11 protein-coding genes are annotated in these 12581 nt (G+C 70.1%); 7 read left to right on the forward strand and 4 right to left on the reverse strand.

Features of this window, described 5'->3' with window-relative positions; all coding sequences use genetic code 11:
- Positions 1–6 precede the first annotated feature (6 nt).
- Positions 7–546, reverse strand: coding sequence for a DUF4333 domain-containing protein (locus tag A5691_RS28615; RefSeq protein WP_068018807.1), 540 nt, complete (start codon positions 544–546; stop codon positions 7–9).
- Positions 547–859: 313 nt separating this feature from the next.
- Between A5691_RS28615 and A5691_RS12045 the strand changes: the two genes are divergently transcribed.
- A complete protein-coding gene (locus tag A5691_RS12045; RefSeq protein WP_197696184.1) occupies positions 860–1993 on the forward strand; it encodes an FHA domain-containing protein in 1134 nt (377 codons plus the stop codon).
- Here A5691_RS12045 and A5691_RS12050 read toward each other — a convergent pair.
- Together A5691_RS12050 and A5691_RS12055 are read right to left on the reverse strand one after the other, a co-directional pair.
- Complete coding sequence (locus A5691_RS12050) at positions 1990–2391, reverse strand: hypothetical protein (RefSeq protein WP_082950270.1); 402 nt, start codon at positions 2389–2391, stop codon at positions 1990–1992. The genes A5691_RS12045 and A5691_RS12050 overlap by 4 nt on opposite strands.
- Positions 2392–2435: 44 nt before the next feature.
- Entirely contained in the window at positions 2436–3194 is a 759-nt protein-coding gene (locus A5691_RS12055; RefSeq protein ID WP_082950266.1) for a sensor domain-containing protein, read from the reverse strand.
- 158 nt (positions 3195–3352) lie between these two features.
- On the opposite strand from A5691_RS12055, the gene A5691_RS12060 reads away from it, so the two are divergent.
- The 4 genes from A5691_RS12060 (at position 3353) to A5691_RS12075 (ending at position 9054) form a co-directional block, all read left to right on the forward strand.
- The gene (locus A5691_RS12060; RefSeq protein ID WP_197694369.1) at positions 3353–4303 is read left to right on the forward strand and encodes a sensor domain-containing protein; all 951 of its coding nucleotides are present in this window, start codon (positions 3353–3355) and stop codon (positions 4301–4303) included.
- Between the two features lie 125 nt (positions 4304–4428).
- Positions 4429–5802: a hypothetical protein gene (locus A5691_RS12065; RefSeq protein WP_231982297.1), complete on the forward strand. Its 1374-nt coding sequence runs from the start codon at positions 4429–4431 to the stop codon at positions 5800–5802.
- Positions 5799–7007 carry a hypothetical protein gene (locus A5691_RS12070; RefSeq protein ID WP_068015237.1) on the forward strand — a complete coding sequence of 403 codons (1209 nt, stop codon included), beginning with the start codon at positions 5799–5801 and terminating at the stop codon, positions 7005–7007. Before A5691_RS12065 ends, A5691_RS12070 begins: the two co-directional genes overlap by 4 nt.
- A gap of 7 nt (positions 7008–7014) precedes the next feature.
- The gene (locus A5691_RS12075; protein ID WP_068015234.1) at positions 7015–9054 is read left to right on the forward strand and encodes a serine/threonine-protein kinase; all 2040 of its coding nucleotides are present in this window, start codon (positions 7015–7017) and stop codon (positions 9052–9054) included.
- Positions 9055–9391: 337 nt separating this feature from the next.
- Here the strand turns inward: A5691_RS12075 and A5691_RS12080 are convergent, their stop codons facing one another.
- On the reverse strand, positions 9392–9862 hold the full coding sequence (locus A5691_RS12080; protein ID WP_067757565.1) for a DIP1984 family protein: 471 nt from the start codon (positions 9860–9862) through the stop codon (positions 9392–9394).
- Between the two features lie 135 nt (positions 9863–9997).
- Here A5691_RS12080 and A5691_RS12085 point away from each other — a divergent pair, with 135 nt between their 5' ends.
- Together A5691_RS12085 and A5691_RS12090 are read left to right on the forward strand one after the other, a co-directional pair.
- Positions 9998–10894: a class I SAM-dependent methyltransferase gene (locus tag A5691_RS12085; RefSeq protein WP_068015230.1), complete on the forward strand. Its 897-nt coding sequence runs from the start codon at positions 9998–10000 to the stop codon at positions 10892–10894.
- 146 nt (positions 10895–11040) lie between these two features.
- Entirely contained in the window at positions 11041–12519 is a 1479-nt protein-coding gene (locus A5691_RS12090) for a PPE family protein (protein ID WP_068015226.1), read from the forward strand.
- Positions 12520–12581 lie beyond the last annotated feature (62 nt).

A 12581-nucleotide genomic window follows, 5' to 3' on the forward strand; every position in this document is an offset into this window, starting at 1 on the left:
GCGGCCTTAGACCTGGGTGCCCTTCGGGTCGCTGACCTCATAGCCGCCCGAGTCGTCGGTGAAGGTGACCACGAACTGGTGCTTGAGGTGGTCGATGGTGACCTGGCAGGTGAAGGTGCCGCCCTTGGTGACGGTGGGGTTTTGCCCGTCGTTGCAGGAGACGTCGCTGACGTCCCTGGCGCCGTAACCCGCCGGGTCGGACAGGACGTGCGCGACGCCGGCCTGGACGGCGGCCACGTCGAGTTGCCTGGTGACGAAGAAGCCCGGCGCCCAGAAGCCCGCGATGGCCGCGATGGCGGTGGCCACGGTGGCCGCCGCGGCCAGGTAGAGCGGCAGGTGTCCGCGGCGCGGAACGACACCGGGCGCGGGGAAGGCCGCCGGCGCCCACCAGCCCGCACCGATGGGGAGCTGGGGAGGGGGAAGGGTCCGGTGCTGCGGTCTCCCGGGGAAGGGGCGCGGCAGCGGCTGGGTGGGCGGCTCGTCGAAGTGGCCCGGCGCAACCGGTCGCTGGGTTCGCCGTGGCGCCATGGGCTGCTGTGGTTGCATCGGGTTCCTCTCTCGCTGTGCTCGCGTCGGACCGCGACCGCGATGCTCTAACTCTAACCAAAGCAGCAGCGCGGCGCAACGGTTTAAAACAGTGCACGATGACCGGCCTCTGGTCAGGGTCGCGGGAAGCCCACGCGCGTTCTGAGCTGCTGATACCCCCGATAACCGAAGCGCAAATCGGTCGCGGCCCGGCGTCGCCGTGGCCGTGTAGCGGGTTTCCGGGCACGGGTGCACCTCAATCAGAGGTAGCATGCAGCAGTAACGCACCGAGTCATACCGCAGCGCGGTGCCCACACAACCGGGGAGCGACCAGGTGACACCCGACCAACCGACGACCGCGCTCACCGTGCGGGTCGGTCAGGCGACGCGCACCCTGGCGCCCGCGGCCGGCGTCGCCGTCATCGGACGGGACGCCGGGGCCACGGTAGAGGTGGACGACGAGCGGATCTCGCGGTCGCACATCCGGCTCGAGCCGCACCGCGAGGGCTGGCAGGCATTCGACACCAGCACCAACGGGATGTTCGTCGACGGGGTACGCCGCAGCTCCGTGTTGATCACCGGCGCCACCACCATCTGTCTCGGTGCGCCCGACGGGGTCGCCGTGACGCTCACCCCACAGCAGCGATCGGACGTACCGCTCGACGAATCGACCCAGGTCATGCGCCCGTTCGAGGCCGAGGACGAACAGTGGTGGGACGACGAAAGCGACCCCGGCGTCATCCGCGCGGGCAGCGCGGTCGCTGAACGCCGTCAGCAATTGGGGATCTCCCAGCGCAGCCTGGACCGTGACGGAATCATCAACGCGGGCGCCCTGATCAACTTCGAGAAGGGCCGCAGCTGGCCGCGCCGCACCACGCTGGAGAAGCTGGAGCGGGTGCTGGACTGGCCCACCGGCCACATCACCCGCGTTCGGCGCGGCGCGGCCCCGGCGCCCACCGGCGGTCCCATCAGGACCGGCGGGCCGGTCGCCTCCGCCGCGGACGAGGCCACCGAGGCGTTCACCGACTCCGTTCAGGCGCCGCTAATGGCCGAGACGGTGGAGCTGGCCATGCACACGCTCCTGACCGCCATCTCCGAGTTGCCCGACCCGGCCCATCCCGACTTCAGTCCCAAGGCCACGAAAACCCTGGCCGACCTCCGCAGGCTGGAGCGGCTGGCGTCGAGCGCCGCGCGCAACGCCAAAGGGAGCCCGTCGGTCATCCTGGCGTTGAGCGGCGTGCGGCGCAGCTACAACGACCTGATGATGCGCGCGGCGCGTTCACCGGCGGCCACCCTGGGCCAGCGGCTCTATGGCGCCCGCCACCGCGCGGAGCTGAGCCTCGAGGAGGCGGCCAACGGCGCCGGGCTGCCGGTGTCCGTCCTCGAAGACGCCGAAGCCGAGCGCGCCGTCGCGCCCGAGGCCGCGCGGGCCATCGAGAATCTCATCGCCCAGCTGACGACCAGTTAGCGCGGCACCGGCGGCGCGGGCGGTGTGGCGGGCGCGGTGTACGCCCGCGCGGCGGCCTGGCGCCGCAAATGCTTTCGCGCATTGTGGTTTTCGAGTAGGGCCACCCAATTCCAGACCAGCACGGAGGCCAAACTCCACCACCCGGCCAGCAGGTTGTGGAGCAGGGCGTTGTCCAGTGCGGCCTCGCATTGGGCGAGCGTCCCGGTGACCGTGTAGGCCTGGTTGAACATCAGAACCACCGCGCCGGTGTGTTTCCTGATCCGTACCGCATACAGCGGTTGGTTGCCGGTCGGGGGCGGCGGCGGATAGCCGGCCCGCGAGGCGTGCTGCGCCTGCGGGTAGGGACGCGGCTGGGCGTAGCCGTAAGGGTGCCGGTAGTCGTGGTGCGGCGCAGACATGATTCCTCCGTAATGGGTGGGGGATTGGGTGGGTGACCGCTGCGTCACGCTTGCGCGATCACTGCGGTCGTTTTCGAGACGATGTCGCTCGCCTGCGTAGCGGTGTCGAACCCGCACCAGAGGGTGTCGACGATGACGTTGTTGACCAGTCCGACGGCGCGCTGGCAGGTGGAGCCCCGTCCACCGGGCTGGGTTTGCAGGATGGCCAAGGTGGTGTCGGTGGCCTGCAGGTCGCCGAGATCCCAGGTGGTGACGGCGTGGCCGGGCGGGGTGACGATGATGGAGCGGTTGGCGCAGGCGGACCAGCGTGCTTTCGATTGGCCGAAGAATTGCCGGGCCGAATCGGCGTCACGGAAGCCGATCAGTACCTGCATCAGCGCGTGCTCGCGCACGACCAGTGTGGCGTCATCGAGTATCTGCCCCTGCACCGCCGTCCAGTTAGTGCCCCGGTACGCGGTGGCTTCTGCGGGCGCGTAGGCGTCCACGCAGCTCGGGTCCGAGATCGTCTCGTCGTCGTGCCACATCCGCGAGACCGGCTTTCGTACCGCCATGCCGGTGGTGTGCGCGATCGCGTTGACGTCGTTCTCCTTGAGCAGCAGATCGGCGAGATGCTGGGGCAGGATTGCCGGCGGTTGCCAGCGCCCCAGGTCAGCGGCGGCCGCCGGATGTCCGGTGGTGGTCGCGGTGCAGCCGGTGAGCAGCAGGGCCAGCCCGAGGGCGGCGACGAGGGCCCAACGCACAGCGCGCGCCAGGCGTGCGCCGCTCGACGGTTCAGCTTGGGGGTGCGGCGAAGCAGCGCTCATGGGGTCCTCCTGCCAGATCGTTCGGTATGGCGGTGACGCTAGCAACAAAAACGCAGCAGTGCAACGTTTATAAACATTGCGCAGCGCCTAGCGCTGTGTTTCAATTTGAAGCATGTCGCGGAAGAGCCCGCGCAGTCACCCCGTTCCGAAGGACCCTCATGCCCAGCAGCCCGCACCCCCCGATGGCCCGCACGACACCGCCCAGCCCCGGGGAGGAGGTCACCGCCGTCCTGCCCCGCCGGCCATTCCGGACTGCCGGTCCACCTCCGATGCCGCCGATGCCGCCGCGGATGCCCGCCTGGGGCACCCCGCCCGCTTACCCGCCGGCGTTCGCCCCCGCGCCGCGGCGCCGCTGGCCCACCTGGGCGCAGATCGCGATCGGGGCCGCGGTCGTGGTCACCCTCGCCGGCGCGGGGTTGGCGATCAACGTGGCCGCCAGTCCCGATGACACGGCGAGTTCGACAGTGATGCCGGCGCCGACGACTTCCGCGGGACCGGTCGGCCCCGGCCCGGCACCGCAGGCGCCCACGGTGCCGTTGTCCGCACTGCCGGGCCTGCTGCTGGACGTCGCGACCATCAACAGCATCGAGGGCGCCACCGATATCGCGCCGGCACCCGACTCGGGCAACGACCACAACGCCTACAGCGGCCTGACGACCGATCGGCCCGAATGCGGTGAGATCCAGGCGCCCGCACTCGAATCGGAACTCGACGGCAGCGGCTGGATCGGGGTTCGCACGCAATCGCTGCAGGACCGCGACGGCGCCCGGCACCTCAACCACAGCGCCGCCATCTACTTCGCCACCGCCAAGGCGGCCAACGACTTCGCCGCCAAGCAGGCGCAGGCGTGGCCGAGGTGCAACGGCGCCAGCCTGCACCTGACCACCCGCCGGGAGCCGACCAGCGTCTGGATAGCGGGCACCGCCACCAACCGTGACGGCATACTCAGCATCACCAACACCCAGGAGGGTGCAGGAGGCTGGCAGTGCCAGCGAGCCCTGGCGGCGCGCAACAACATCGTCATCGACGTGCGCAGCTGCGGCGAGAACCGCACCGATCAAGCGATCACCATCGCCACGCGGATGGCCGAGCGCGTCACCGCGGGCTGAACGCCTAACCCGCCGCAAATTCAGCGAACGAATCCGATGCGCTGGTGGCAGCGACTAACATTCTGCTGGTCTGGTCGGGATCGCCGCGGGTGGCCTGCAGTGGGCGCCGAAACGAGGGGATAGGAATGGGGGATGGGCACGCGCCGCTCAACCGCTCCCGGCGGATCGGCTATCCGCACCGCACTGCCGCCCCGGACGCCGTCGGGACCGAGTGGTGCCGAATCCGCGCGGCCGAGAAACGGATTCGCGCCGGGCTGCGAGCGCCGGCGTTGCAGATCGCCGCGCTCGCCGCGGTGACCGTGCTGGGCAGCGGCTGCTCGACGGTGGTCACCGGCAGCGCCGTCAAGTCCGGCGGTCCCGCGCCGCCGGTGGCCAACGTGGCGCTGCTCGACCCCGGCAACTATCCGCGCCGGCCGCGCCCGCCACTGGGCACCGTGACCGACGACGCGGCCGGGCGCCGCGTAGAAGCCCAGCGAATGGCGGACATGGTGGCCGGCCCCTGGCAGGTCGACGGGACGCTGATCAGCCCGTTGAGTGCCGAAATCGCGCCCACCACAGCGCTTCCCGAGGCGGGGCGGCTCTCGGCGCTGGTGCGCGGTGATTCGATCGCCGCGATCGCGGCGGCCCATCACTTCGTGGCCGGCTTCGTCAGCGGGCGCGCCACCCCGCCACCCCCACGAGGCCAGCCCCCGACGGACAAGCCCAAGATCCTCGACAACGGGGTCTTCCGGTTCCCCGGCGCGCAGGACGCCACCGACGCCGCCGCGGCCATGGCCGCCGCCGACGTGGCCACCATCCGGCCGGGTAACATTCCGGCCTCCCGGCTGCCAATCCCGCGCTACTCCGACACGGTGGCGAACGTGGCACCCTTATCGGGCGGCTTTGAAGCCGAAGCGTTCACCGCTCACGGCCCCTACGTGTTCTTTCAGTTCGCCGGCTCCAAGGAGAGCGCGGGCGCGGCCGCCGATATGATCGCCAAAACCCTTGACCTGCAAGGCCCGATGGCCGACCACTTCCAGGCCACCCCGGTGGACCAGCTGGCCGCCCTGCCCGCCGACCCGACCGGACTGCTGGCCCGCACCGTGCCCGCCACCGACCCCGGCGTCAACCAGGCCACGGTCTATCCACCGCACGGCGCGCTGCAATTTCGGCCCGACCCCGTGGCCACCGAGGAGATGTTCGCCGACGCCGGCATCGGTCACGTCGCCGCCGACCGCACCACCGTCTACGAGGCCGTCGACACCACCGGCGCCCAGCGGGCGGTCGACGGGCTCGCCCGCATCGACGTTCCCTTCCTGGGCTACCGCTCCGCCCCCGGCGTCAACGGGCTGCCCTCGGCGCGCTGCTTCGACCGCGGGCCCGATACCACCGAGCTGGGCACGGTGCGCTTCCTGTGCCTCGGCACCGCCGACCGCTACGCGTTCAAAGTCACTGCCGCCCAAGAGGTAGAGGCGCACCAGATCGTCGCGGCCCAATACCTGATGTTGACGGCGCCATGACGAGCCTTACCCGCCCGTTGATCCTCGCCGTCGCGGTCGCGGCGCTGACGGTCGCGTGCAGTTCGACCGTCGCGGGAACCGCCGTCAAAGTCCCCGGGTCGGACAGTTCCGACGGTGTCGACCTCGCGCTGCTCGACGCCGGGAACTTCCCCACCACCCCGCGCGACCCCCTGGGCACGGCCGGCGACGCGCTGCGGGGCGGCTGGGCCGAAGGACGCCGCCTGGCCGGCGCCGTCGTCGGTCCCTGGGAGGTCGACCGTGACCTGACGGCTTACGCCCAAATCGATTCCGGCGTGGTGAAAGACACCGACGGGGTGAACGCGCTGCTGGGCATCCCGATGGGCGACGCGCTGCGGGGCCATAACCTGCTGGCCGGGTTTTCCAGCTCACGGCATACCGACAAGGGCCCCTACAAGGGTCTGCTCAACATTGTGTTGGAGCTGGCCAGCCCCGCCGACGCGATCGCCGCGGCCGCCGACATGGCCGCCAAGGGCATCACCCTGACGATGCCATTTGACAGTAAACCGCTTCCCACACAGCCCTTTTCGATTCCACGTTATCCGGGGACGGCCGCACTGACTTTCCGCTGGACCGCACAGTACCCCGCCCCGGGTGGCCCACGCTTCTCGGTGACCGCCCTGAGCGCCCACGGCCAATACCTCCTCGCCCAAACGGCGACGTCGGACGACACGGCCGACGTCGCAGCGCAATTCATCGCCACCACCCTGGATCTGCAGCAGCCCCTAATCGATGCCTTCAAGCCCACTCCGCCGGATCGGATGGCTCAGCTGCCGTTGGATCCCGACGGGTTGATGGCGCGCACCGTGCCGCCCCGACAGGAGAACGAGTCGATCAACGACGGCATCTATGACGCGCACGGAGCGTTACACCTGGAGGCCGATGACCCGGTGCACCTACAGGCATTGTTCAAGTCCGCCAACGTACAAGAGGTTGCCTACGTGCTGGAAACGAGGGTCTATCAGACCCCGGACGCCGGGGCGGCGGCGCGCATCGTCGCCGACATGTCCGGCCCACACCAAGTCGGCGGGATAAGCGGGATGCCCAAGGCGAGATGCTTCAATGAGGCGTTGGGCTACTGGTGCGTGGCGCGCGCGGATCGCTACGCCTACGAGATGCAGAACGAGCAGGAGAACGCGCTGCACCAGATGATGGCCGCCCAATACCGCTTGCTCACCGGGAAATGAGCGCCTGATGCCTCTCGCCGTCGGAACGGTCATCGCCGGGTACCGTATCGAAGGTGTGCTCGGTTCCGGGGGGATGGGCACGGTGTACCTGGCCCGCCACCCGACACTGCCCCGCAGCGACGCGTTGAAGATCCTGTCCGCCGAGCTTTCCGTGGACCACCAGTTCAGGGTCCGCTTCACCCGCGAGGCCGACCTGGCCGCCACCTTGAACCATCCGAACATCGTGCGCGTGTACAACCGCGGCGAAACCGACGACGGGCACCTGTGGATCGCCATGGAGTACGTCGAGGGAACCGCGGCCAACGACCTGGACCGCGCCAACCTCACCCCGGCCCGCATCGTGCGCATCGTCACCGACGTCGCCGCCGCACTCGACTATGCGCACTCCCGGCGGGTGCTGCACCGCGACATCAAACCCGGAAACTTCCTGGTATCAGCGCCGGGCAGCGACCACGAACGAGTCTTGTTGGCCGACTTCGGGATTGCGCGCGCCCTCGACGACGCCACCACGTTGACCGCCACGGGCTCGATGGTCGGCACCGCCGCCTATGCCGCCCCGGAGACGATCGAGGGCCGGGCGGCCGACCCCCGCAGCGACATCTACTCGCTGGGGTGCGCCCTGTTTCGGCTGCTGACCAGCCGCACCCCCTACGAGGACAACTCGTTGTCGGCGATGTTGGCCGGACACCTGATGCGGCCCATTCCGCACCCCACCGACGTCAACCCCGCCCTGCCCCGCGAGATCGACGACGTGATCGCCCGGGCGCTGGCCAAGGACCCCGCCGAGCGCTTCCAGACCGCCGGCGCACTGGCGGCTGCCACCGCCGCAGCGTTGACCGGCACCCCGGCGACGCGTCCCGGCCCCACCGGGCCACCGGCAAGCAACGCGATCAGTCCAACCAGCAACCCGACCAATCCAACGGTGACCTATCCACCGACCGCGCCCCCCGGGCTGGCGCCGGCGCCCGGGTGGCCCGCGTATGACCCGCGCGGAGCGGTCGGGGCCCCGCACCACGGCGCGCCCCCACAGTTTACCGGCATGCCGCCCTCGTTCGGCGGACCCGACTTGTCGCCGAAAGCCATGCGGCGCAAACGGACTCGTCTCGTCGTGGCCGCGATCGTTCTTGTCGCGGCGCTGGCCGCCGCCACCGTCGTGGGCATCCATCTGTTCGGCGGCAGCGGCGGCGGCCTGGGCCCCTATGAACCGCAAACGCTCGCAACCAAATTCGGCACCGTCAAGATCCAACACCGCCCGATGGCCGTCGCCGCGCTGGGGCCCGGCGATCCCGATGCCGTCCTGTCGCTGGGCGCTCAGCCCGTCCTGATGAACGCGGCCAACGCCACCGTTCCGAATTGGCTGCAACCACTGGTGCACTCATCCCCGCCGGTCTTCGCCGCAGCCGACACCGCGGCGATCGCCGCCGCCAAGCCCGACCTGATCATCGACACCGGTGACATCGACCAACCCACCTATAACGCGCTGTCGGCCATCGCGCCCACTCTCGCCCAGCCCGCCGACAACACCGGAGACTGGACCTGGCAGGCGCAGCTGAATTGGATCGCCACCGCCCTCGGCCGCACGGGCACGGCCAAAACCCTTATCGACAAGGCGCAATCCGAACAGAACACCATCCGCTCCGAGCACGGCGCCTTCTCCGGGAAGTCCATCGTGGTGGTCAACTACACCGGCACCGCCACGACGGCCGCCGTGACCCCCTCTCCGCCGAGCGGCTACCTGGAGAGCATCGGCTTCACCTACAACGCCTATTACAAGCGCAGCCCCGGCGGTCCGGCGCAAGTCCCGTTCAACATCAACGACGCCGACTACATCGCCCAACGCAGCGACGTCATGCTCTTGCTCCGCACCGACCCCGCCGCCGGCGGCGGGGGATACGGTGGCCTGCCCGCCAGATACAGCAGTTTCGGCGGCACCCTGGTCATCGTCGACGACGCCGCCACCATCGCCGCCCTCAACTCCGGCGGCCCGGCCGCCACCACTTATCTCAACAGCGCGCTGGTCACCAAGCTCGCCAACCAGATCCGCTGACGATGCCGCTCAACGAGCCGCATCGATGGTTCAAGACCGTTGCCGTCGCTGCGGCGATCGCCTCGCTCCTCGTCACGTCGCAACCGCCGGCAGAGAGGACCGGCCGCCGCCGATTCGCTCGGTGTATGCCCCGTGCCCACCCTCGTCGTCACGGATCCGCACGCGGTGATGTGCTGTGCGCTGTGCCCCGTCACCTGTGCGCGATGCGGGGCTGCGATGTGAGGAGGGAGTCGAACCCCCTGCACTGCCCTTCGTGCGCCAGGAGAGACCGGACTTGGCCCGCCGGCCAGGGCTCGTGCGCGCCTCCGCGACGCCTACCTGCTACACCCCGGCTCCCTTACTCCAACAGGTCTACCTCCCAGTTCGATCGCTGGATCCGCACGTCGAGCTCGCGAAGCTCGCGGGCCACCTGATCAGCCTGGGCGCGCACATCGGCAACGGTCAAGGCGGACAACATCTTTAGCTCGGACCGCAGTTGACGAGAGTAGCCCTGCTGGGAGCTCCCGGCAGCAGCGTCCGCTGCGCTTTTGAGGACATGGTGACGCCAGCGCAGAGCGTCGCGGCGCGCCAACGCGTCGGTCAGCGTGCCGTCCGCGCCGATCGTCGTCGCCGCGTTCGTGCGATTGATCCGCCGGATCAAAACCTCGTACTCGCCCAGCACGCCCTCGACCTCGGCGAGCAACGCCGCCGCGTCTTCGGCGGGTTCTTCGCCCTCCTGATAGCGGGCACTGCTCACGATGCGTGTGCGCAACTGTTCGATACGCCGCAGCGCATCGGCCCGCAGTGACAACGCCTCGGCCAACTTCACAATGTTCCCCCTCCGGTGGGCGGCGCAACCGCCTAACCAGGATAGGTCCGAGAAAGGCTGCTTAGCTGCCTCCGCCGACCCCGCGGCCGGCCACTGACCGGCCGCCGGTCGCCGACCGCCGGTACTGTCGAATTCGTGCGTAGTGAAGGCGATACCTGGGACATCACAACAAGTGTCGGTTCGACGGCCTTATTCGTGGCGACCGCCCGAGCGCTCGAGGCGCAGAAGCCGGACCCGCTGGCCGTCGACCCTTATGCGGAGCTGTTCTGCCGCGCCGTGGGCGGGTGGGCGGCCGACGTGCTCGACGGCGAGCTCCCCGACCACCAGCTGAAGACTCCGGACTGGGGCGCGCATTTCGTCGACTTCCAGGGCGCCCGCACCAAATACTTCGACGAGTACTTCCGCCGCGCCGCCGGCGCGGGCGTGCGCCAGGTGGTCATCCTGGCGGCCGGACTGGACTCGCGCGCCTACCGGCTGGACTGGCCCGCCGGGACGGCGATCTTCGAGCTGGACCAACCGCAGGTCCTCGACTTCAAGCGTGAGGTGCTCTCCGGGCACGGCGCCCAACCCAAGGCCGAGCGGCGCGAGATCGCGGTGGACCTGCGCGACGACTGGCCGCAGGCCCTGCGCGACAGCGGCTTTGATCCCGCCAGGCCGTCGGCGTGGATAGCCGAAGGCTTGCTCATCTACCTCCCGGCCGCCGCGGAGGAGCAGCTGTTCACCGGCATCGACAACTTGGCCGCCGCCGGCAGCCACGTCGCGGTCGAGGACGGCGCGCCGCTCGACCAGGACGACTTCGAGGCCAAACGCGAGGCGGAACGCGCCGACGGTGCCGAGCGTCCGTTCTATCAGTTGGTCTACAACGAGCGGATCGCACCGGCCACGGAGTGGTTCGGTGACCGGGGCTGGACCGCCGTCGGCACCCCGCTTGCCGAGTTCCTGGCCCAGAACGGCAGGCCGGTGCCCGGGCCCGACACGGATGCCGGGTCGATGGTCTCGCGTAACACGCTGGTGAGCGCCGTCAAGGGCTGACCCGACCCCCGGGCTTTTCATGTGTTCTCGATGAGTTGATCCCGCGCGGGAACTTTCGCGTGCCCGCCCCCGACTAATACCGGGCTGATCGGTGTGCCGCCCAACAGCCCGGGCGGCACGGTCTCAGCCCGGCGAGGAGTCGCGGGATGACCGCACCGGTGTGGATGGCGCTGCCCCCGGAGGTCCATTCGGCCCAGCTGAGCAGTGGCCCCGGCGCGGCCGGCCTACTGGCCGCCGCGGCCGCGTGGAGTTCACTGAGCACCACGTACGCCTCGACGGCGGACGAGCTCTCCGCGACCCTGGCCGCCGCGCAGGCCGGCGCCTGGGAGGGACCCACCGCCGAGCAGTACGCGGCCGCCCACGCGCCCTACCTCGCCTGGTTGATGGGGGCCAGCGCCAACAGTGCGGCGACCGCCGCCCGCCACGAGACCGCGGCGACGGCCTACACCGTGGCGCTGGCCGCGATGCCGACGCTGCCCGAGCTGGCGGCCAACCACACCGTTCACGGCGTGTTGGTGGCGACGAACTTCTTCGGCATCAACACCATCCCGATCGCGGTCAACGAGGCCGACTACGCGCGGATGTGGGTCCAGGCGGCCACCACGATGTCCACCTACCAGGCGGTCTCCACCGCCGCGGTGGCTTCGGCGCCGCAAACGGGGCCCGCGCCACAAATCGTGCAGGCCGCCGACAGCGGCCAAGACAGTGACGACGACGGAATCATCGACAACGACGGCGGCAACCCGTACCAGCTCAGCTGGTGGATCAACCGATTCACGGAGGTTTTCCAGACCATAGCCAGAGATTTGGCGGAGTTTCGCACGGACCCGGCCGACGCCTTAGAGGATCTGCTACAAGACATTTTCGGGCCCGCCGGACTCATCGCTGACGAGTTCACCCACGTGGGCGAGGCCCTTCAGGCGTTCCCACAGCTCGCCGCCGTGCCGTTCATCGTGCCGGGTGGATTTGCGGGGGGCATAGCCGGCTTGAGTCTGATGGCCGGAATCCAGCCTGCCCCAGTTCCCGTCGCTGCGCCGGCTCCGATGGCGCCGGCACCCGATGCGCCAGTCGTCAGCCGCGCTCCGGTTGTAGCGAGCGCTGCCCCGGCCACGGCGCCGGCACCGTCTTCGCCCCCGACCTCGGCCCCGGCACCCGCGCCGGCCTCGGCGCCGGCACCCGCGGCCCCACCGTCGCCACCCCCCGCCGGCGTCGAAGGCGCCGCGTTCCCATACCTGGTCGGCGGGCCGACCGCGGGTTTCGGTTCGGGAACCAGTGCCGGCGTGCCGCGCAAGGCGCCGGAGCCCGATTCCGCGGCGGCCACGGCGGCGGCCGCGGCATCGGCGCGGGAGCAGCGGCGGGCGCGTCGCCGCCGGCAGGCGGGCCTGCAAGATCGCTACCGCGGCTACGAGTTCATGGATCTGGACCCCGATGGCGAGCCCGAGGATCCGGCGGCGCCGGCCAGCTCCTCGCTCGCATCGGATCGGGGCGCCGGAGCCCTGGGTTTCGCCGGAACCGCGAGCAAGGGTTCCGCCCGGGCGGCGACCGGGCTGGCGACGCTCACCGGCGATGACTTCGGCGGTGGGCCCGTGCTGCCCCTGCTGCCCGGCTCCTGGGAGGGGGACTAGCGGCGCGCACGCCGCGGGCCGGAACTTTTCGGGCTTGCCGGACGACTATTGGCTGCGTTCTC

The organism is Mycobacterium sp. E183 (genome assembly GCF_001667735.1).
GTDB lineage: Bacteria > Actinomycetota > Actinomycetes > Mycobacteriales > Mycobacteriaceae > Mycobacterium.